At 72.5% G+C, this 20,661-nt stretch carries 21 protein-coding genes; 17 read left to right on the top strand and 4 right to left on the bottom strand.

What is annotated here, in order from left to right:
- Positions 1 to 38: 38 nt before the first annotated feature.
- The 5 genes from ACFHWE_RS06145 to ACFHWE_RS06125 all read left to right on the top strand — a co-directional run bounded on the left by ACFHWE_RS06145 (position 39) and on the right by ACFHWE_RS06125 (position 5,933).
- Entirely contained in the window at positions 39 to 1,493 is a 1,455-nt protein-coding gene (locus tag ACFHWE_RS06145) for a glutamyl-tRNA reductase (RefSeq protein ID WP_416599621.1), read from the top strand.
- Positions 1,490 to 2,449 carry a hydroxymethylbilane synthase gene (gene hemC / locus ACFHWE_RS06140; RefSeq protein ID WP_416599620.1) on the top strand — a complete coding sequence of 320 codons (960 nt, stop codon included), beginning with the start codon at positions 1,490 to 1,492 and terminating at the stop codon, positions 2,447 to 2,449. The genes ACFHWE_RS06145 and hemC overlap by 4 nt, the downstream gene beginning before the upstream one ends.
- Before the next feature lie 10 nt (positions 2,450 to 2,459).
- Entirely contained in the window at positions 2,460 to 4,148 is a 1,689-nt protein-coding gene (locus ACFHWE_RS06135) for a uroporphyrinogen-III synthase (protein WP_416599619.1), read from the top strand.
- Between the two features lie 43 nt (positions 4,149 to 4,191).
- Positions 4,192 to 5,190 (top strand): porphobilinogen synthase, encoded by a 999-nt coding sequence (gene hemB, locus ACFHWE_RS06130; RefSeq protein ID WP_416599618.1) that lies wholly within the window; start codon positions 4,192 to 4,194, stop codon positions 5,188 to 5,190.
- Between the two features lie 134 nt (positions 5,191 to 5,324).
- Entirely contained in the window at positions 5,325 to 5,933 is a 609-nt protein-coding gene (locus tag ACFHWE_RS06125; RefSeq protein WP_416599646.1) for a bifunctional DNA primase/polymerase, read from the top strand.
- Between the two features lie 20 nt (positions 5,934 to 5,953).
- On the opposite strand, the gene rraA is transcribed toward ACFHWE_RS06125, so the two are convergent.
- Entirely contained in the window at positions 5,954 to 6,436 is a 483-nt protein-coding gene (rraA, locus tag ACFHWE_RS06120) for a ribonuclease E activity regulator RraA (RefSeq protein ID WP_416599617.1), read from the bottom strand.
- A gap of 690 nt (positions 6,437 to 7,126) precedes the next feature.
- Between rraA and hemL the strand changes: the two genes are divergently transcribed.
- The 4 genes from hemL (at position 7,127) to ACFHWE_RS06100 (ending at position 10,596) form a co-directional block, all read left to right on the top strand.
- Positions 7,127 to 8,422, top strand: a complete 1,296-nt coding sequence (gene hemL, locus ACFHWE_RS06115; protein ID WP_416599616.1) for a glutamate-1-semialdehyde 2,1-aminomutase — start codon at positions 7,127 to 7,129, stop codon at positions 8,420 to 8,422.
- A 63-nt stretch (positions 8,423 to 8,485) separates the two neighbouring features.
- Complete coding sequence (locus ACFHWE_RS06110; protein WP_416599615.1) at positions 8,486 to 9,121, top strand: histidine phosphatase family protein; 636 nt, start codon at positions 8,486 to 8,488, stop codon at positions 9,119 to 9,121.
- A gap of 224 nt (positions 9,122 to 9,345) precedes the next feature.
- Positions 9,346 to 9,444 (top strand): 30S ribosomal protein bS22, encoded by a 99-nt coding sequence (locus tag ACFHWE_RS06105; RefSeq protein WP_003948845.1) that lies wholly within the window; start codon positions 9,346 to 9,348, stop codon positions 9,442 to 9,444.
- A 222-nt stretch (positions 9,445 to 9,666) separates the two neighbouring features.
- Positions 9,667 to 10,596: an epimerase gene (locus ACFHWE_RS06100; RefSeq protein ID WP_416599614.1), complete on the top strand. Its 930-nt coding sequence runs from the start codon at positions 9,667 to 9,669 to the stop codon at positions 10,594 to 10,596.
- Between the two features lie 55 nt (positions 10,597 to 10,651).
- Here ACFHWE_RS06100 and ACFHWE_RS06095 read toward each other — a convergent pair whose 3' ends face one another.
- Positions 10,652 to 11,449: an HAD family hydrolase gene (locus tag ACFHWE_RS06095; protein WP_416599613.1), complete on the bottom strand. Its 798-nt coding sequence runs from the start codon at positions 11,447 to 11,449 to the stop codon at positions 10,652 to 10,654.
- Positions 11,450 to 11,737: 288 nt separating this feature from the next.
- On the opposite strand from ACFHWE_RS06095, the gene ACFHWE_RS06090 reads away from it, so the two are divergent.
- The 8 genes from ACFHWE_RS06090 (at position 11,738) to ACFHWE_RS06055 (ending at position 19,824) form a co-directional block, all read left to right on the top strand.
- A complete protein-coding gene (locus ACFHWE_RS06090) occupies positions 11,738 to 12,871 on the top strand; it encodes a putative quinol monooxygenase (protein WP_416599612.1) in 1,134 nt (377 codons plus the stop codon).
- Between the two features lie 245 nt (positions 12,872 to 13,116).
- Entirely contained in the window at positions 13,117 to 13,812 is a 696-nt protein-coding gene (locus ACFHWE_RS06085) for a DUF2993 domain-containing protein (protein WP_416599611.1), read from the top strand.
- A gap of 96 nt (positions 13,813 to 13,908) precedes the next feature.
- Positions 13,909 to 13,995: a putative leader peptide gene (locus ACFHWE_RS06080; protein WP_352983320.1), complete on the top strand. Its 87-nt coding sequence runs from the start codon at positions 13,909 to 13,911 to the stop codon at positions 13,993 to 13,995.
- A 274-nt stretch (positions 13,996 to 14,269) separates the two neighbouring features.
- Entirely contained in the window at positions 14,270 to 15,115 is an 846-nt protein-coding gene (locus tag ACFHWE_RS06075; RefSeq protein ID WP_416599610.1) for a sulfurtransferase, read from the top strand.
- On the top strand, positions 15,112 to 15,417 hold the full coding sequence (locus ACFHWE_RS06070; protein ID WP_416599609.1) for a DUF1416 domain-containing protein: 306 nt from the start codon (positions 15,112 to 15,114) through the stop codon (positions 15,415 to 15,417). Before ACFHWE_RS06075 ends, ACFHWE_RS06070 begins: the two co-directional genes overlap by 4 nt.
- Before the next feature lie 316 nt (positions 15,418 to 15,733).
- Positions 15,734 to 17,758 (top strand): hypothetical protein, encoded by a 2,025-nt coding sequence (locus tag ACFHWE_RS06065; RefSeq protein WP_416599645.1) that lies wholly within the window; start codon positions 15,734 to 15,736, stop codon positions 17,756 to 17,758.
- 83 nt (positions 17,759 to 17,841) lie between these two features.
- Positions 17,842 to 19,098 carry a MurT ligase domain-containing protein gene (locus tag ACFHWE_RS06060; protein WP_416599608.1) on the top strand — a complete coding sequence of 419 codons (1,257 nt, stop codon included), beginning with the start codon at positions 17,842 to 17,844 and terminating at the stop codon, positions 19,096 to 19,098.
- Between the two features lie 12 nt (positions 19,099 to 19,110).
- Positions 19,111 to 19,824, top strand: a complete 714-nt coding sequence (locus tag ACFHWE_RS06055) for a type 1 glutamine amidotransferase (protein WP_416599607.1) — start codon at positions 19,111 to 19,113, stop codon at positions 19,822 to 19,824.
- Positions 19,825 to 19,870: 46 nt separating this feature from the next.
- On the opposite strand, the gene ACFHWE_RS06050 is transcribed toward ACFHWE_RS06055, so the two are convergent.
- Positions 19,871 to 20,260, bottom strand: a complete 390-nt coding sequence (locus ACFHWE_RS06050) for a helix-turn-helix domain-containing protein (RefSeq protein ID WP_416599606.1) — start codon at positions 20,258 to 20,260, stop codon at positions 19,871 to 19,873.
- Positions 20,257 to 20,523 (bottom strand): type II toxin-antitoxin system RelE/ParE family toxin, encoded by a 267-nt coding sequence (locus tag ACFHWE_RS06045; protein ID WP_416599644.1) that lies wholly within the window; start codon positions 20,521 to 20,523, stop codon positions 20,257 to 20,259. The genes ACFHWE_RS06050 and ACFHWE_RS06045 overlap by 4 nt, the downstream gene beginning before the upstream one ends.
- Positions 20,524 to 20,661 lie beyond the last annotated feature (138 nt).

Genomic DNA, 20,661 nt, shown 5'->3' with positions numbered 1-20,661 from the left:
GGAGAGAAAGCCGTGTAGGCCCGCATAGGAGAGTTCGGATGAGTGTCCTGGCCGTGGGGTTGAGTCACCGGAGTTCGCCGGTGACGCTACTCGAACGTGTCGCGCTGAACGGAAAGACACGCACCAAGGCGGTCGGGGAGATGCTCGGCTCCGACGCCGTCAACGAGGTCATGGTGGTCTCCACCTGCAACCGGACCGAGGTCTACGCGGACGTCTCCTCGTTCCACGGCGGCGTCGACGCCATCACCGAACTCCTGTCCTGGCACTCGGGCGTGCCCCTGGCCGAACTCGCCGAACACCTGTACGTGCACTACGAGGACCGCGCCGTCCAGCACCTCTTCTCCGTCACCTGCGGCCTGGACTCCATGGTCGTGGGCGAGGGACAGATCCTCGGCCAGGTGCGCGACGCCCTCAAGGAGGGCCAGGACGGCGGCAGCGTCGGCCGGGTCCTCAACGACCTCGGCCAGCGCGCCCTGCGCGTGGGCAAGCGCGCCCACACCGAGACCCACCTCGACCACGCCGGCTCCGACATGGTGGGCTTCGGCCTCGGCCAGGCGCTGGCCCACCTGCGCCCCGTGGAGCCGGAGGCACCCACCGGCGCACCGCCGGCCACCGGGCCCGCCCGCTGCCCGGTGGCCCCGGCCGCAGACGGCGCCGAGGCCGCCCGGCCCGAACCCGCCTCCCTGGCCGGTGTCCGCGTCCTCGTCCTCGGTGCGGGCTCCATGAGCGCCCTGGCGGCCAACACCGTCTCCCGGCAGGGCGCGAGCAGCGTGGCGGTCGCCAACCGGACCCCCGAGCGCGCCGCACGCCTCGCGGAATGCCTCACCGAGGCCTACGACACCGTCGAGTCGGCCGCCGTGCCCTTCGAAGCGGCCCACCTCGCCCTGCCCGACGCCGACCTCGTCATCTCCTGCACCGGGGCCCAGGACCTGGTCCTGACCGCCGACACCGTCGCCGAGGCCGTCCGGGACCGCCGCCGGCCCCTGGTCTTCCTCGACCTCGCGCTGCCCCGCGACATCGACCCCGCCGTCCGCGACCTCCCCGGAGCGCGCCTTGTGGACATCGAGGACCTGAGACGCGCCGCCAGCGAGTCCGAGACCGGCGCCGGACGCTCAGGCGTCCTCACCCTGGTCCGAGGGATCGTCGAGGAGGAGGTCGCCGAGTTCGGCGCCCTGCGCCGCGTCAACGAGGTCACCCCCACCGTCGTCGCCCTGAGGGCCCAGGCACGGGACGTCGTCGAGGCCGAACTCGCCCGGCTCCACGGGCGCCTGCCCGACGGCGTCGACGCCAAGTCCCGCCAGGAGATCGCCTACGCCATGCGCCGGGTCGCCGACAAGCTCCTGCACCGGCCCACAGTGCGCGTCAAGGAGCTCGCCGCCGAACCGGACGGCCACTCCTACGAGGCGGCCCTGCGCGAACTCTTCGACCTCGAACCCGAAACCGGGACCCTGGCCGGCACCGCCCCGCCCCGCGCCGCACAGGAGAACGCATGAGCACCGCACCCGCCAGGCTCGGCACCCGTCGCAGCCCCATGGCGACCAACCAGTCCCAGGCGGTCGCGGACGCGATCACCGAACGCACCGGGCACGCCATCGAACTGGTGCCCATCACCAGCTACGGCGACGTCACCAAGGCGCACCTGACCCAGCTCGGCGGCACCGGCGTGTTCGTCAACACCCTGCGCGACGAACTCCACTCCGGGAGCATCGACTTCGCCGTCCACTCCCTCAAGGACCTGCCCACCGCATCCGCGGACGGGCTGGCCCTGGCCGCCGTCCCCGAACGCGACGACCCGCGCGACGCCCTGTGCGCCCGCGACGGCCTCAAATTCGCCGACCTGCCAGCGGGGGCCCGCATCGGCACCGGCTCCCCGCGCCGCGCCGCGCAGCTCGCCCTGCTCCGCCCGGACCTGGTCTACGTGCCCATCCGGGGCAACGCCGGGACCCGGCTCGGCAAGGTCGCCTCCGGCGAGGTCGACGCCGTAGTACTGGCCTACGCCGGACTGGGCCGGGTGGGCCGCCTCGACGACGCCACCGACGTGTTCGAACCCGAACAGATGCTGCCCGCCCCCGGGCAGGGCGCCCTGGCCGTCGAGTGCCGCACCGGGCGCCTGGCCGGCGACCTGGCCTACCTGGCTTCGGTGGACCACGCGCCCACCCGCGCCGAGACGGTCGCCGAACGCACCGTACTGGCCGAACTGGAGGCCGGCTGCGCCGCACCCGTCGGCGCCTACGCCCAGTACGGGCAGGGCCGGCTCCGGCTGAGGGCCACCGTGGTCGCCACGGACGGCTCCGCCGCCGTGCGCCGTGAGGGCACCGCCGACGTCGACTCTCCCGAGGACCTGGCCGCCGCGACTGGGCTCGCCCGGGAACTGGCCCGGCAGATGATCGCGGAGGGGGCCGACCGCATCGTCGCCGAAGCCTTCGCCGAGAGGGACGACTCACAGTAGGAGCGAGCACGTGAACGCCAACGCCACCCCCCAGCCCCAGGAGCCGCGCCCCGCCGCCCGCTCCGGACACGTCGCGCTGGTCGGCTGCGGGCCGGGCGGCCCCGACCTGCTGACCCTGCGCGCCGCCGACCTGCTGGGCCGGGCCGACGTGGTCATCACCCCCAACGAACCCGGCGGTGAGGAGCTCGCCCCCTTCCGGAGACAGCTCCTGGACCACTGTTCGCGGGAGGTGTCCGTGGTCCAGGCCGACGAGTGCGGCGGCGACGCCAACGCGCTCGCGATCACCCGGGCCCGCGAGGGGCGGCGCGTGGTGCGCCTGTACTCCGGAGACCCGTTCTTCGGCTGCCGGGGCGGCGACCTCGTCGAGGCCTGCCACAAGGCCGGGATCGAGGTGGACGTCGCCCCGGGGGTCTCCGCCGTCACGTCCGTCCCCACGTTCGCGGGCATCCCCCTCCTGGGATCGGAGGGGGACGAGGTGCGCGTCATCCAGGCCCGCTCCCACGGCACCGGAGAGGTCGACTGGAACGAGGCGGCGGCCAGCGACGCCGCACTGGTGGTCCTGGGCGCGGACGCGCCCGCCGGAGAGCCCGAACGGCACCAGGGGCCCGGTTTCGACGTCCTGTGCAAGACCCTCATCGCCGGGGGCCGCCCGCCGTCGACACCCGTCGCCGTGGTGCGCGCCGGGGGCACCACCCGCCAGACCACGGTCACCTCGACCCTGAACCGGCTGGTCGCCGAACTCAAGTCCACCGACGCCAAGGGCCACCACCTGACGGCGCCCGCCCTGATGGTCGTCGGCGCCCCGGTCGGACGCCAGCGCGACCTGTCCTGGTACGAGTCCCAGCCCCTGTTCGGCTGGCGCGTGCTGGTGCCCCGCACCAAGGAGCAGGCCGCCTCGCTCTCCGAGCAGTTGCGCGAACACGGGTCGGTGCCCGAGGAGGTCCCGACGATCTCCGTGGAGCCGCCCCGCACCCCGCAGCAGATGGAGCGCGCCGTCCGCGGACTGGTCACCGGCCGGTACCAGTGGGTGGCGTTCACCTCCGTCAACGCCGTCCGGGCGATCCGCGAGCGGCTGGAGTCCTACGGCCTGGACGCCCGGGCGTTCGCCGGGGTCAAGGTCGCCGCCGTCGGCGACGCCACGGCTGAGGCGGTGCGCGGGTTCGGCATCCAGCCCGACCTCCTGCCGCCCGAGGACACCCAGTCCAGCGCAGGCCTGGTGTCGGTGTGGCCGCCCTACGACGCCGAGATCGACCCGATCGAGCGGGTGCTGCTACCGCGCGCCGACATCGCCACCGAGACGCTGTCCGCGGGGCTCACCGACCTCGGCTGGGAGGTCGACGACGTGACGGCCTACCGCACCGTCCGGGCCGCACCGCCGCCCGCGCCGATCCGCGAGGCCATCAAGGGCGGCGGGTTCGACGCGGTGCTGTTCACGTCCTCCTCCACCGTGCGCAACCTGGTGGGGATCGCGGGCAAGCCGCACAACACCACGGCGATCGCCGTGATCGGACCCGAGACCGAGAAGACCGCCGCCGAGTTCGGGCTGCGCGTCGACGTCGTGGCCGCCAGGCCGTCCGTCTCCGCCCTCGTGGAGGGCCTGGCGGAGTACGGCGCCGCCAAGCGCCGCGAGGCGATCGAGGCGGGCAAGCCCGTGCTCAAGCCGAGCCAGAAGCGCCGCGGCCGCCGCCGCAAGCTCTGACCCGACCGCGTCCCCGTCCGCCCCACACCCCGGGAGCCCCGAGATGACCGATACCGTCCGCGACGCCGCGTTCCCCGTGGCCCGGCCCCGCCGCCTGCGGCGCGGCCCCGCGATGCGGCGCCTGGTCGCCGAGACGCGCGTGCTCCCGGAGAACCTCGTCCTGCCGGTGTTCGTCAAGGAGGGGATCACCGAGCGAGTACCGATCTCCTCGATGCCGGGCCAGTTCCAGCACACGCGCGACAGCCTGCGTGCGGCGGCCCTCGAAGCGGCCGAGGCGGGGGTGGGCGGCCTGATGCTGTTCGGCATCCCCGGTCACAAGGACGAGCGCGGCTCGGCCGCCGACGACCCAGACGGGATCGTCCAGGCCGCCCTGCGCGACCTGGCCGCCGAGGTCGGCGACGACCTCGTGGTCATGGCCGACCTGTGCCTGTGCGAGTACACCGACCACGGCCACTGCGGACCGCTCATGGCCGACGGGCACGTGGACAACGACCTCACCCTGGAGCGGTACGCCTCCGTCGCGGCGGCACAGGCCCAGGCCGGAGCCGCGGTGGTTGCGCCCAGCGGCATGATGGACGGCCAGGTCGCGGCGATCCGCGCCGGGCTCGACCGGTCCGGGCACACCGGCGTGCCGATCCTCGCCTACGCCGCCAAGTACGCCTCCGTCTTCTACGGCCCCTTCCGCGAGGCGGCCGAGGGCGCGCCCAGGTTCGGCGACCGCTCCGGCTACCAGCAGGACCCCGCCAACGCGCGCGAGGCGCTGCGCGAGGTGGCGCTGGACGTCGCCGAGGGCGCCGACATGGTGATGGTCAAACCCGGTCTGGCCTACCTCGACATCATCGCGAAGGTGGCCGACTCCTCACCGGTCCCCGTGTCGGCCTACCAGGTCAGCGGCGAGTACGCGATGATCGAGGCGGCGGCACAGCGCGGCTGGCTGGATCGGGAACGGGCCATCGTGGAGACGCTGACCTCCTACCGCAGGGCCGGAGCGGAGCAGATCCTCACCTACTGGGCGACCGAGGCCGCGCACCTGCTCCGGTGAGACCGGGCCGCCGTCCGGTCGCGGTCGCCGGGCGCCGGGCCACGCAGAGAGCAGGCCGCGCCCGGAACACGACGACCAGGGGGCCCACGGTGGATGTGCTGTACCGACGGAAACGGCGGCCTGTGGCCGAGAGCATGCTCGACTCCGCGCTGCGCTACGCGGAACTGGGGTGGCCGGTGGTGCGCGGCGCCTCCCCGGGAGAGGACCGCGCGTGCACGTGCGACCGGATGGGCTGCCCCGACCCGGCCGCCCACCCGGTGACCATGGCCTGGGGGGCGGAGGCCAGCACGGACGCCGGGACGCTGCGCCGCTGGTGGACCGAGCATCCCGACGCCAACGTCATCCTGCCCACCGGCCGGGTCTTCGACGTGTTCGACGTGCCGCGTGAGGCCGGGGTGATGGCCATGGCGCGGATGGGCCGCTCGGGTGCCGTCCCGGGGCCGGTGGCGGCGGTGGACTCGTCGCGCTACCTGTTCTTCGTGGCCACCCGGTCGCCGACGGACGAGGACGAGTGGTGGTCGTGCCACCTGGACTGCGTGCCCGAGTCCGTGGAGGAGATGCCGGGGCTGCGCTGGCACTGCCGCGACAGCTTCGTGCCGGGCGCTCCGTCGCTGCTGCCCTCGGGCGGCCGAGTCACGTGGATCCGTGCCCCGCGGGTGGAGGACGGCGCGGTCGTGCTGCCCGACCCGATCGCGGTGCTGGACATCCTCTCCGACGCCAGCGAGGAGTTCGCCGCCAGCTGAGCCGCGCGGCCCCGGGAGGCTCAGATCCGCTCGGCGTTGACGACGATCCCGTCGTGGTCGCTGTAGAGCCACTCGCCCGGCACGAAGGTGACGTCGCCGAAGACCACCGGACCGTCCAGGACCCCGGCGGCGTCCTTGGCCGACTTGCGGGGGTTGGAGCCCAGGGCCTTGACCCCCAGGTCGAGGCCGCCCAGCGCGACGGTGTCGCGGACCACACCGTGGATGACCGCGCCGGCCCACCCGTTGGCCACCGCGGCCTCGGCGATCATGTCGCCCATCAGGGCGCTGCGCAGCGACCCGCCGCCGTCCACGACTAGGACCGCGCCCTCGCCCGGCGTGTTGAGGACCTTCTTGACCAGGCCGTTGTCCTCGTGGCACTTGACGGTGCGGATGGGGCCGGAGAACACCGCGCGCCCGCCGAACTGCCGGAACTGCGTGGAGCAACTGCGCAGGGTGTCGCCGTGGTCGTCGATCAGGTCCGCCGTGGTGAAGTCCGTGGTCATGTCGTCTCCGTCTTTCCGGGGTCGTACCCCAACCAAGCTACTGAGCGGTAGTTCAGTGCTCCCCGCCGGGTCCCGCGCGCCGGGTTCCCCTGTTCGGCGCGCCGCCACCATGGCCCACTGAAACGCCTGTGGAGGCGGGGTAAGACCACCATCCTCGGGCGGGGCGCCGGTCTGGGAAGCAGGAACCAGCGGACGCCGTGAGGCGCACCGCGCCCACAGCCGCGAGGCTGTGGGGATCCCCGGGGTTCACCCCGGGGAGAACGTCAATTCGACACGATGCGAGGCCACCCGGACGTCCGGACACACACGATCCGTCCCCGCAGGGCCAAGCACCCCCAGCGCGCGGCCGTGGTACGGGACGCGGCCCGCGCAGACCGCGACGAGTACACACAGGTGTGGGCGGTCTTCGACACCGACGGCCGCGACGTCTTCGCGCTGGTGTCCTCCGCCCGGCGCGACGGGATCGAGACCGCACCCTCCACCCCGTACTCCGCAGTGGCTGGGACAAGGGGCGGACCCGTTTCGGGGACTTCGCGCACGGCCTCGAAGCGGCCTGCGCGCGGGCCGAGCGCCTCCCGGAGGGGAGCGATCCGGGTACCGGGGTGCACCGTCTGGTGCGGGCGGTGCGCGGGCACTGAGTGCGGGGCGGGTCACGGTCACGGGACCTGGGGCGGCTGAGACACTGGTGACGTGGGTAATCAACAGACTTCCGCAGAGCTCTTCCAGCGTGCCACGGCGGCCGTCCCCGGCGGCGTCAACTCACCCGTCCGCGCCTTCGGCGCCGTCGGCGGCACCCCGCCCTTCTTCGTCAAGGGCGAGGGCCCCTACCTGACCGACACCGAGGGGCGCCGGTACGTCGACCTCGTCTGCTCCTGGGGGCCGCTCATCCTCGGCCACGCCGATCCGGGCGTCGTGGACGCGCTCCACACCGCGGTGGACGCGGGGACCTCCTACGGTGCCCCGACGCCCGGTGAGGTCGACCTCGCCGAACTGATCGTGGAGCGCACCCCGGTGCGCAAGGTGCGCCTGGTCAACTCCGGCACCGAGGCCACCATGTCCGCCATCCGCCTGGCCCGCGGCTTCACCGGGCGGAGCAAGATCGTCAAGTTCGCCGGCAACTACCATGGACACGTGGACGCCCTGCTGGCCGCCGCCGGATCGGGTCTGGCCACGTTCGCCCTGCCGGACTCCCCGGGGGTGACCGGGGCCAGCGCCGCCGACACCCTCGTCCTCCCCTACAACGACCTCGACGCCGTCGAACGCGCCTTCACCGAACACGGCGAGGAGATCGCCTGTGTCATCGCCGAGGCCTGTCCCGCCAACATGGGCGTGGTCCCGCCCAGGGCGGGGTTCAACGCCCGGCTCAAGGAGATCGCGCACGCCAACGGCGCCCTGCTCGTCCTCGACGAGGTGCTCACCGGTTTCCGGGTGAGCGCCTCCGGCTGGTACGGGCTGGAGGGCGTGGAGCCCGACCTGATGACCTTCGGCAAGGTCATGGGCGGCGGCCTGCCCGCCGCGGCCTTCGGCGGGCGCGCCGACGTCATGGACCGCCTCGCCCCCGAGGGCCCCGTCTACCAGGCGGGCACCCTCTCGGGGAACCCGCTGGCCACCGCCGCGGGCCTGGCCACGCTCCGCGGCGCCACGCCCTCCGTCTACGCCCACATCGACCACGTCTCCGCCCAGGTGGAGTCGGAGGTGTCCAAGGCGCTCAGCGCCGCAGGGGTGCCGCACCGGGTTCAGGGCGGGGGCAACCTGTTCACGGTGTTCTTCACCGACCAGGATGTTCACGACTTCGACACCGCCCGTACCACGGACACGGCCAGGTTCTCGGCGTTTTTCCACTCCATGCTGGAACAGGGCGTCTACCTGCCGCCCGCGGCGTTCGAGGCGTGGTTCTTCTCCGCCGCGCACGACGACACAGCGATCGACAGGGTGGTCTCCGCCCTGCCCCGGGCGGCCAGAGCGGCCGCGGAGGCCGGGGCCTGACCCACCGGGGCCGCTCCCCGGGGCACCGCCTCCACGATTCACCGACGAGAAGGACGACCGACGATGACGACGACCACCGTTGTGCACTTGTTGCGCCATGGCGAGGTGTACAACCCCGCCGGGGTCCTGTACGGCAGGCTCCCCGGATACCACCTGAGCGACCGTGGACAGCAGATGGCCGAACTCGCCGCCGAGTGGTTCGAGGGCCGTGACATCACCGCGCTGTTCTCCTCCCCCCTGGACCGGACCCAGGAGACCGCGGTCCCGCTCCAGAAGGTCCTGGACCTGCCCGTCGTCCTCGACGACCGGCTCGTGGAGGCGGGAAACAAGCTCCAGGGCCGCACCCTCTCCAGCCGGTCCGCACGTGATCCCCGTGTCCTGCGGCGCCTGTACAACCCGTTCCGGCCCTCCTGGGGGGAGCCCTACTCCCAGATCGTCGAGCGCATGCTCCAGGTGGTCAAGGTCGCACGCAAGACCGCTTGGGGACACGAGGCGGTCTGTGTGAGCCACCAGTTGCCGATCTGGATGATGCGCCGCGTGGCCGAGAGCAAACGCCTGTGGCACAGGCCGGACCGCCGAGAGTGCAACCTCGCGAGCGTCACCTCCCTGACCTTCGCAGACCAGAGCCTCGTCCGTGTGGACTACGCCGAACCGGCGGCCTCGCTCTACACCGGTGAGGCCGCTCCGCCCGGGGCATGAGCCCGAGCGCCGCCACGAACCGGTAAGCTGGGGCTTCGGGCGCGGTGGGTCCACATCCCCGCGATGTCGGCCCGGCCGCTTCGCCGGGGGCCGGATCGCCCGGGCCTTTCCGCGCCTGAAGCCGGTCGGCGCCGGGCACGGCGGCCGTACCCGAACTCCTCGCCGGTTCCCCACCGCCAGCGGTGCGGTGTGTCCGGCACGTCAGTCAGCGAGAAGGTGGTCCCATGGGTTCCGTCATCAAGAAGCGCCGCAAGCGGATGGCGAAGAAGAAGCACCGCAAGCTGCTCAAGCGCACTCGCGTGCAGCGCCGCAACAAGAAGTAGGGCCGGGCGCGGCGAACGTCGTCTCTCCGCGGACGGAGACGGGCCCCGTGCGCGTCCCCCGACGCGGAGAAGCCCTCCCCTCCCCCCCCGCGCTGTCGGGCGAGCGGCCAGAGGGAATGTTCCGGGCGTAGCGCCGTTATAGGTCATGTGTTCCGGTGGGCGGTACGCCTCCGGTGCGCCTTCGCCGGCTCTCCGCTCGCTGCTTCCAAGGAACGTGTCGCCATGGCTCGTGTCGCCGTCGTCACCGGCGTGTCCGCCCCCTTCGCCGCCAGGGTCGCCCAGATCCTCGCGGAGGCACCCGGCGTGCACCGGGTCATCGGCGCGGACTCCGTGCCGCCACTCGGGGGTGAGCCGCCGGGAGGGGTCGAGTACGCCCATGTCGACCTGCACGACGAGAGCCTGGCCCGGATCGTCTCCGAGTCCGGTGCCGACTTGGTCCTGCACCTGGGGCTGGACGCGACTCAGGGCCACGGGCGCGAGGAGCACCTCCTGGGGGCCATGCGGGCACTGACCGCCGCGCAGCGCTCCTCCTGCGTGCGACGCCTGGTCGTGCGGTCCAGCGCCGCTCTGGAGGACGGCGGCGCGGAGGAGGTCGAACGGCACACGCTCGGCCTGCTGCGCCGCCGCCCCGACATGTCGGTCGCGGTCCTGAGGTTCGCCAACCTCATCGGGCCCACCGCCGACACCCCCCTCACCCGTTACCTCGACTCCCCGGTCGTCCCCACCGTGCTCGGCCACGACCCGGACGTGCGGTTCCTGCACGAGGACGACGCCGTCGAGGCCGCCGCCCGGATGGCGCTCAGCGACGAGACCGGCCTCTTCGACCTGGCGGGCGAGGACTCCGTGCCCCTGTCGGAGTGCCTGCGCAAGGTCGGTGGACGCCGTATGCCGGTGCCCGCCGCCGGCTTGCGGGTGCTGCGCGGCCTCAACAGGCACGGCCGGATCGGCTACGCCAGTTCCAGCGCTCCTCGCATGGGTACCTCGGCGCCGGGGGAGTGGGAGCCCGCGCCGCTGGAGCACGCACTCCGGTGGGCGCCCGAGCACAGCTCTCCCCAGGCCTTCGAGTCCTACGCGGCCCACCGCCGCCGGGCCAGGGCCGGCCTGCGGGCCGTGCACCTGCTCACGCTCGCGAGGGCGGGTCTGCGGCGCTGAGGGCCGGGCCCGCCGAAAGGGCGCGTTGAGCGGGTCCCTTCCGCCCGTCGCACCCTCAGGGCGTTCCACGGCGCCGCAGGGCGCGTATCGCAACCGCTCCGGCCGCCGCCCCCGCGAGCGTGACCGGTATCGCCGTCTTCAGTGTCTGGCGGTGCCTGCGGAAGTCGTGCACGGGCCAGGCGTGCGTGCGCGCGTAGCGGCGCAGGTCCCCGTCGGGGTTGACCGCGTGCGGCTTGCCCACGAGCGACAGCAGAGGCAGGTCGTTGGAGGAGTCGCTGTAGGCCGAGCAGACCGCCAGGTCCCAGCCCTTCTCGCGGGCTAGCGCGTCCACCGCCTTGGCCTTGGCCGGACCGTGCAGCAGGTCGCCGTTGAGCCGTCCCGTGTACACGCCGTCGATCGTCTCGGCCCGGGTGCCGAGCGCACCGGTCAGCCCCAGGCGCTTGCGGATGATCTGGGCGAGTTCGACGGGGGTGGCCGTCACCAGCCACACCGCCTGTCCCGCGTCCAGGTGGTGTTGGACGAGCCTGCGCGTGCCCTCCCAGATGCGGTCGGCCATGGAGTCGTCGTAGATCTCCTCGCACAGGTCGACCAGGTCGGCGACGCCGTGTCCGGCCACGAACGCCAGGGCGGCCTCGCGGGCGGCGTCGATGTGCTCGGGCTGCTCGGAACCGGTGACGCGGAAGAGGGTCTGCCCCCACGCGAACCGGAGCAGGTCGCGGGTGGTGAACAGGTCGCGGGCCGCCAGGCCCCGCGCGAAGTGGTAGATCGACGCCCCGCGCATCAGGGTGTTGTCCACGTCGAAGAAGGCGGCTCCCGCCCCCGCCGCAGGCGGTCGCGGCACGTCGTGCGGCACGGTTCTCTCCTGGCTCGACTGGGAGGCGGAACCTCCGGCTGTCCGGGGTGAGGTCCCCGCTGACCCGACCCTATGGCCCTCCGGAGGGAGGGTGGGGCCACCTGCTTCCCACGATATTTCACGTGATGAACATCACATGGCTGGGGGCGAGATGCGCCTGCATTCTGCGAAATCATCCCATGTCATGCACTCTGTTCTCTTCGTTCTCTTCGTGACGTGCACATCCACCCGTCAGCGTGCAGCATCATTGTCGGGATGGTGACGGTAGGACTGGCATTCATAAGCGCGTTGGTGGCTTGGAGCGCCACCGCCGCGCTCGCCGCGTATGCCCAACGTCGTCCCAGCGCTTCCGCGGTCGGCTGGCTGGTCGCGGCCCTCGGCATGGCGGTCGGGCTCAGTTCCGGCGTGATCGGTGCGATCCTGGGCTTCGGCGAGTTCACCTTCCGACTGCTGCAGATCGGGGTCAGCCTCCTCGGACCGCTCTACATCGCCTGGGGCGCGGTCGAGTTCGGCGTGCGCTCCGCCCGGGGCCGGTTCACCTCCCGGCTGCTGCTGAGCGCGTTCACCGTCGTCCCGCTGGTGATCCTCTTCGTCGACCGGGTGAGCGGCCACTTCGAGCGCGCCTTCCCGGCGATGGGCGAGCACTACGACCTCATCCCGCGCGCGGTCCTCGGCGCCGCCCACGTGGTCGTGATCGCCTTCCTGGCCTGGGCCATGATCGCGTCGGCCCGGCGCCCGGACGGCGACCGCGACCGGCTCACCGAACTGTCCGTCCTCGGTCTGGCCGCTCTGGCGGCCCTGCTCAGCACCCTCGTCGGCCGTGTCGGCCTCGACGTCGTGGGGCCGCTCCTGGCACTGGGCTCCGTCGCCGCGCTGTGGGGCGCCTGCGCGCTGGCCGCGGGTGTGCCGCGGCGCTCGGCCCGCCGGGACGACGACTACGACGACTACGACGACGGGTTCGACGGTGACACAGAACCCTATGACGACCCCCGGGAGAAGCCCGTGCGCCGCAGGCGTCGCACCTCCAAGTCCGCCGACTACGACGACTACTACTACGACGAGGCGCCCGAGCCGGAGCGGGTCCCGTCCCGGCTGCGCGGCGTCATCACGATCTACACCCTCGCCGACGGCCAGGCCACCGAATTCGACCGGCTCACCGACGCCGTCGTGGCGGAGGTGTCGCGCCGGGAGCCGGACACCCTGCTGTTCGCGTGCCACACGGTCCCCAGCGCCCCCCTCCAGCGCATCGTCTACGCGATCTACCGCGATGAACTCGCCCAGGAGGAGCACGAGCGCCAGCCGCACGTCATGGAGTTCGCCCGCCGCGGCCCCGCCCACGTGGTCGCCACCAACGTGATCGAGCTCTCCCTCTCCGGGGCCTCGGCCAGCGACAGTCTCGTCTCGATGCTCATGCCGCACTGAGGCCGTGTGCGCGGGTGCTTCCCCGTACACGCGCGAGCCGCGGTCCGGTGAGCGGATGTATCGAACCGGTGTATTCGGTGCGGGTCGATGAACCGGCGCGAGACCCCTCGCGTCCGATGGGGGTGAAGTACCCTCCTAACTGTTCTCATGACCGGCCCCCTCTGGTGCCGAGGGCGTGCGATGACAGCCCGGCGGAACGCCCCGCCCGCGGCCGCGCCTGAGCGAAAGAAAGTGTGCTGGGACTCATGCGTAAGTTCCTCATCGTCCTGTTGTTCCTCATCGCGTGCGGCGTCGTGGCCGCCGACATCGTGCTCCGCGGCGTCGCGGAGGACCTGGCCTCGGAGCGGATCGTCCAGACCGGTGCGACCGACGAGGCGCACGTGGCCATCGGCGGATGGGCCTTCCTCCCCCAGGTCATCACCGGCGAGTACGAGCGGATCGTCATCACAGCGGACAGCGCGTCCGCCGCCGGTATGACCATCGAGCAGATCGAGGTCTCGGCGACCGGGGTCGAGGCGCCCCTGTCCGAACTGCTCGCACAGCCCTCGCTCGTCGCCGGTCAGGTCGAGGGCTCGTTCGTGGTCCCCTACTCCTACTTCGGCTCGCGCCTGCCGGAGGGCGTCTCCTTCAGCACCGAGGGCGGCGAACCGCGCATCAGCGGCGAACTGGCCCTGCCGGGGACCGGCAGGAGCGTCCCGGTCACGGCCGGCGGCGAGTTCACCGTCGACGGTGACGTCGTGGCCCTGACCCCCGTGGACGTGCAGGCGGGTGACGGCTCCCTCGACGCCGGACCCGTGGCCGAGGGCATGCTGAGCTTCGACTTCCAGACGCCCGAACTGCCGTTCGGCCTGTCGCTGACCGACATGGAGGCCGCCTCCAACGGGCTGCGGATCACCGGCGTCGGCCAGGACGTCTCCCTGACGGGATCCGAGGCGGCCTGACCGGAACCGCGCGCGGGGCCGGGGAGGCGCGGCGTCCGCCCCTGTGATCCAGGCCACCCGTGACAAACACCCGCGCGGGCCTGTAGTTTCGAGTGCGTGACTTCTTTGACGAGCGCGTATCTGACGAAGCGACGGGCAGTGGACTTCTGCCGTGTCGCCGCCGCGCTCTGTCTGTGTCCCTAGGGTGCGGGTCCCGCCGACCCGTCCCCCCGCGAACGGCCTGGTTTCCCACGCACGCGGTTGGAAACGATCACGCCATGCGCCTCGGTACCTCCCAGCGGCACACCGCCGCGCCCGCTCCGTGCCCCACCGCTTCCGGCACGCCGTGCGCACCCCCGTACCCGGGGCGCTTCCGCCGCGGAGCGCCCGACCCCCGGCCGACCGGGCGTAGTCTCTGCCCGGAGAGCACCGACCAGATACACGCGATCACCACGCGAACAACCACAGGAGGTTCCCTATGAGCCGCTCCGACGTCCTTGTGGACGCCGACTGGGTGGAGGCTCACCTGGACGATGACAACGTGGTCCTCGTCGAGGTCGACGAGGACACGTCGGCGTACGACAAGGGACACATCCCCGGCGCCGTCAAGATCGACTGGAAGAAGGACCTCCAGGACCCGGTCCGCCGCGACTTCGTCGACCGCACCGGCTTCGAGAAGCTGCTGTCCGCCAAGGGCATCTCCAACGACGACCTCGTGGTGCTGTACGGCGGCAACAACAACTGGTTCGCCGCCTACGCCTACTGGTACTTCAAGCTGTACGGCCACAGCAGCGTCCGCCTCATGGACGGCGGCCGCAAGAAATGGGAGCTCGACTCCCGCGCGCTCGTGGAGGAGGTCCCGGAGCGGGCCGCCACCCAGTACAAGGCCCAGGACCAGGACCTGTCCATCCGAGCCTTCCGCGACGAGGTCGTCGACGCCATCGGCGCCAAGGACCTGGTCGACGTACGCTCCCCCGACGAGTTCACCGGCAAGCTGCTGGCCCCCGCGCACCTGCCGCAGGAGACCTCGCAGCGCCCCGGCCACATCCCGACGGCGCGCAACATCCCGTGGGCGAAGACCGCCAACGAGGACGGCACGTTCAAGACCGCCGAGGAGCTGCGCGAGCTCTACACCGACGCCGGCGTGGACCTGGACAAGGACATCATCGCCTACTGCCGTATCGGTGAGCGCTCCTCGCACACCTGGTTCGCCCTGCACGAGATCGTGGGGCTGGAGAACGTGAAGAACTACGATGGCTCGTGGACCGAGTACGGCTCCCTGGTGGGAGTCCCGGTCGAGCTGGGAGAGGCTGAGGCCAAGTGAGTGACGGATGCGGAGCCCCGGTCGGCGGGGTGGCCCTCGCCGATGTCGACGCCGGTGACCAGGCGGTCATCCAGGGCACGGTGACCCGGGACGGCAAGCCGCTGCGCGGCGCCTACGCCCGGCTTCTGAACGAGTCCGACGACTTCGTCGGCGAGGTGGCCACCGGTGACGAGGGCACCTTCCGCTTCTTCGCCGCCGACGGCACGTGGAAGGTGCGCGTCCTGGCCTCCCAGGGCTTCAAGGGCGAGTACCCGGTCCAGGCCGAGGTGGGCAAGGTCATCGACCTCCAGGTCCAGGCCTGACCCACGGGCCCGGCACACCGAACGGGGCGCCGGCCGCGACGGGATCCCCCGCCGCAGCCGGTGCCCCGCCGCCGTCGGGGCACCCCCGCCGACGGCCCGCCGCCGCGCCGATTTCGGCGCCCTGGCCCTGGAAGCGCGGTGCGCGGCCTGCTTGACTTGGGGCCGCGGGCCGTCGACGGCCTCCGGTCCGCGGCTCGGACACGCAGCCGGACCACCCCGCCGAGGCCGCGCAGGAGGTGTTCGGGCCGTGGCCGAACGGTCGGGTGGCACAGCCCGCCCAGAGACCGGGCGTACCTACCTGGGCTGGTGCCACGCGGTGCTCCTCCCACACCCGGGCCCGCCCCCGCGTCGGCCGGTGCCCGACGGGGCCCTCGGCCTCAGCGAGGAGTGGATCGCCGGGGAGCGCGACAGCGAGGCCCGGACCAATCGGCCGCTGTACCTCTCCCTGACCGGTCTCGGCCTCCTCGCCGCGCTCTTCCTCCTGCTGTGGACACAGCGCATCCTCCCCGCCAGCCTCGCCGTGGGCGGGGTCCTGGCCTGCGCGGCCGTCGCCGCACCCGTGGCGGTCGCCCTCGTGCAGAGCCGACACGTGGTCGCCGCGCGTCTGGCCCGCGCCCGGGAGCGGCTGGAGGCGGAGCGGGAGGAGCGCGAACGCGCCCTCCACGAACGCCAGCGCGACCACGCCCGCCTGTATACGCGGTGGCAGGCGGCCACGCGGGCCTACGAGGCCCAGCCGCGCTGGTACGGCGTCACGGTCCCCGACGACACCGGGGCCGTCGTGGTCGTGGGCGGAACGGACACGGGCTGGTCGGCCCTGCTCACCACCATCGGGGTGTCCCGGCTGAGGGAGGGCGGCGATCTCACCGTCGTGGACCTCACCGGCCGGTCGGCCACCCGCGAACTGGTGCGCCTGGCCCGGCGGTGCGCCGTGGCGCCCCGCCACTGGGTCCTCCCCGCCGACCTGCCCCGGATGACGCTCGGGACCAACCTCGACGCGGGCCAGCGCGCCCGCATCCTGTCGGCGGTCGCCGCCGCGTCCGGTTCGTCCGAGGCCGTCGACGCCGACGAGACCCTCCTGCTGCGCCTCCTGGAGGTGCTGGGGCCCCGCGCGGGCATCGTCGAACTGATCGGCGGGTTGCGCGCCCTGCTCACCCCGGCCGGCGACACCGCCCACGACGACCCCGCGCTCGCCCGGCTGTCCGCCGAGCAGCGCACGGGGGTGCGCGAACGCTGCTCCGAGACACCCGGGCTCCGGGAGCGCGCCTGGGCGCTGGAACGCCGGCTCAGCCCCTTCGAATCGGTCGGCACTCGGGCGGAGGAGGCCGCCTACGCCCAGGTCAAGATCATCTCGACGGACCGGGCCTCCGGTGCGGCCGCGGCCCGGATGTACGGCACCTACGCGGTGGCCGCCCTGAGCGAACTCCTCGGCGACCCCGGCGGGACGCCCGCGCCGGGGGTCCGCCGGGACGGCGGCAGGACCCGCACCGTCGTGGTGTGCGGGGCCGAGACGCTCCCCGGCGGCGAGATCGACCAGGTCCTGCGCGCCGCCGCGGACGGCGGGGTCGAGGTGGTCCTCATGTTCCGCACGGCGGTCCCCGAGGCCCTCGAACGCTTCTCCGACCCCGGCTGCCTGCCCGTGGTGATGCGCCAGTGCGAGGGGCCGGTGGAGGCGGTCGCGCGTGCCGTGGCCGCCGTCCCGGGCGCGGCGTCCCACGGGCGGGCGCGGCTGGAGGTGCACCGCCTGAGCGAGGTCATCGGCGAGGCGCTGGGGGGAGCGGTGACCGAGCCCGAGACCGAGGCGGAGGCCGACGACCGCTTCTTCTCCGCCTCGCACACCGAGTCCGGCGCGATGATCCGCAACGCCGCCGCCGGGGTGTCCCCGCTCGATCTCGTTCGCCGTGTGAGATCAGCCACGTCATGGGGCAGGGCGACCGCCCAGGCCGCGGAGATCGGCACCCCGGCGGGCGCCGTCGGCGGTGAGGAGCCGCCGGTGACCGCCCTCGGCCTGGATGCCACGTCGCTGCGGGGTCTGCCGTGCACCGCCGCGCTGGTCCTGGGGCGCCGCGGTCCTGTTCTCGCCGACACCAATCCGGGTATTCTCACCCTGTCCACGGCCACCCTGGCCACAGTGGACGACTCCCGCAGCGCCGGGGCGGCGGCCGAGGCCGCACGCGCCGGCGGGGACCGTCCGCGGCGGACGGACGGCGCGGCGGCCCGCGGCGGCCCCGGCACAGCGGTGGGACCCGCCGGGGACCCCGGGCCGGACGGTGGTGGCGGGGCGTCCGATCCGGCCCCGCCCAACCTCGGTCCCCCGCCCGAACGCCTCGACTGGCGGGTTTGACCGAAAGTGGACAATAGGCTTGGTTCCACCGCCACCCGCGGCCGCCGCGCGCGGACGCGGTGATCCAGCGACCTGGAGTATGCATGAGCGAGCTTCCCCTACGCGCCCAGTTGGCATCGGTACTGGGTAGGAGCGCGGCCAGTCTGTCGCGCGCGACCGGTCGCGGAGACGGGTCGGTGATCGGCGGGAGGATCGCGCTCAAGGTCGAACCCGACCTGCTCTCCAAACTCGCGCGGGGCCGCCGCCTGGCCCTGGTCAGCGCCACCAACGGCAAGACCACCACCACCAAGCTCATCTCGCAGGCCCTGCGCGAGCTCGGCGAGGTCGCCACCAACGAGTTCGGCGCGAACATGCCCACCGGGCACATCACCGCCCTGTCCAACCACGCCGAGGCGGTCAACGGCGTCCTGGAGGTGGACGAGAAGTACCTCCCGCAGGTCCTGCTCGCCACCCAGCCCGCGTTCGTGGTGCTGATGAACCTGAGCCGCGACCAGATGGACCGCGCCTCGGAGATCAACCTGCTCGCCAAGAAGTGGCGCACCGCCCTCGGCCGCAGCAGCACGCACGTCGTCGCCAACGCCGACGACCCCCTCGTCGCCTGGGCTGGGCTGGGCGCCCCGAACGCCACCTGGGTGTCCGCGGGACAGCGCTGGAAGGAGGATTCCTGGTGCTGCCCCGAGTGCGGGGGCCACCTCAAGCGCGAGGTCGACCCGTACTGGGAGTGCCCCGAGTGCGGCCTGGCCCGCCCCCGCACCACCTGGGCGGTGGACAACGGCTCCGACACGCTCGTCACCCCCGAGGGGCAGCGCATCAAGCTGCGGCTCAACCTGCCCGGCGACGCCAACCGGGCCAACGCCGCCATCGCCGCCGCCACCGCCGCGGGGTACGGCATCCACCCCGAGCGCACCTTGCAGCGGCTGCGCGAGATCACCTCCGTCGCTGGCCGCTACACCTCCGTAGTCACCATGGGGGTGGAGGTGCGGCTCCTGCTGGCCAAGAACCCGGCCGGGTGGCTGGAGTCCTTCGCGGTCCTGGACCCGCCCCGGGTACCGGTGATCCTGTCCGTCAACGCCCAGATCCCCGACGGCAAGGACACCTCCTGGCTGTGGGACGTGGACTACTCCGTGCTGCGCGGCCGCCGCGTGTTCGTCATGGGCGAGCGCCGCACCGACCTGGCGCTGCGGCTGGAGACCGACGGGGTGGACTTCGAGACCGCCGACCGCGTCGACGAGGTCCTGGGCCGCCTCAAGGCCGAGCAGCCCGGTATCACCAAGGTCGACGTCATCGCCAACTACACCGCCTTCCAGCAGATCCGCACGGCGTACGGCCGCGTCCAGTAGGGGAGACAGACCATGACCGACACCAGCAGCGCCCTGCGGATCGTGTGGATCTACCCCGACCTGCTGAGCACCTACGGCGACCAGGGCAACGCCCTCATCCTGCGCCGCCGCGCCGAACTGCGCGGCATCGCCACCGAGATCGTGCACGTCCACTCCAGCGACCCGGTGCCCGAGCAGGGCGACATCTACCTGCTGGGCGGCGGAGAGGACCGCCCACAGATCCTCGCCGCCGAGCGCCTGCGCGCCGACGGCGGCCTGGCCCGCGCCGCCGCCCGCGGCGGCTGCGTCTTCGCGGTGTGCGCCGGGTACCAGATCATCGGGGAGACCTACGGCGACGACGAGGCCAACCCGCTGCCGGGCGTGGGCATCCTCGACATCCGCAGCGGGCGCGGCCAGACCCGCGCCGTCGGCGAGATCGTCGCCGACGTCGATCCGGCGCTGGGCGTGGGGCGCATCACCGGGTTCGAGAACCACCAGGGCCGCACGGAGATCGGCCCGTCCGCGCGCCCGCTGTCCACCACGGTGCGCGGCATCGGCAACGACGACCGCACCGAGGGCGCCTACCAGGGCCAGGTGCTGGGCACCTACATGCACGGCCCGGCGCTGCCCCGCAACCCGGCACTGGCCGACCTGCTGCTGCGCTGGCGCGTGGGCCAGCTCCCGCCGCTCGCCCCCTCCTGGGGCGAGCGCCTGCACGAGGAGCGCCTCGCCGCCGCGTTGAGCTGACGCACACCGGGGGTCCCGCGCCGCACGGGACCCCCGGCCGCACGGTTCAGGCGGCCTGGTGGTCGCCGTTCTCAGCGGGGGTGCTCTCGGCCGCCGCCGTTCTGGGAAGGTCCAGCGTGACGTTCAGAGGCCCCTGGGACACGGTCAGGTGCAGTTCGCCCCCGACGGCGCTGATGTAGGAGCGCAGGAGATCCAGGCTGTTGATCTGGCCGTGCTCGATCTGGGAGACGCGGGCCTGGCTGATCCCCATGACCTCGGCGACCTCTTTCTGTGTCATACCGCTGTCCCTACGCAGAGCCGAGAGCGCGTAGCCCTGCTGCTCGGCCTCGATGCGTTCGGTCTCCGCTTCGAAGATCTCCTGCGCCTCCTGGGAGGCGAACCAAGGGTCGGCCTTATCGGCTTCGGCTTTGATCTCTCGCCAGCTCTGTGCCTTCATGCCTCGTTCTCCTCTCGGTGCTGCAGGTATTCCAGATAGCGTTGCTCTGCGGTCGGGATGTTCTTCCGGTACCACTTGTTCCACTGGCCGGATTTGTCGCCTGCCACGAGGAACACCGTCTGTCGTTCCGGGTCGAAGGCGAAGAGGATCCGTATCTCGCTTCGTCCCGAGGATCCGGGCCGGAGCTCTTTGAGGTTGTGTATTCGGCTGTCTTTGATCTCGTCGACCAGGGGTCGCCTCAGGTCGGGTCCGCGTAGCTCCAGTTGAGCGAAGGCTGCTTAGAGCTGTACGGCGGTCGCTGGGTCGTCGGTCCGAAGCTTGAGGTACCAGTCCCTGACCGGCCCCAGCATGATGATGTCCCACATGCAGAAGAACATAATGCTTCTCTTATATCCAGTGTG

It is taken from the genome of Nocardiopsis sp. LOL_012 (assembly GCF_048060475.1).
Classification (GTDB): Bacteria; Actinomycetota; Actinomycetes; order Streptosporangiales; family Streptosporangiaceae; genus Nocardiopsis.
Note: the sequence above shows the minus strand (reverse complement) of the source record. Positions and strands in the feature narration are given on the sequence as shown.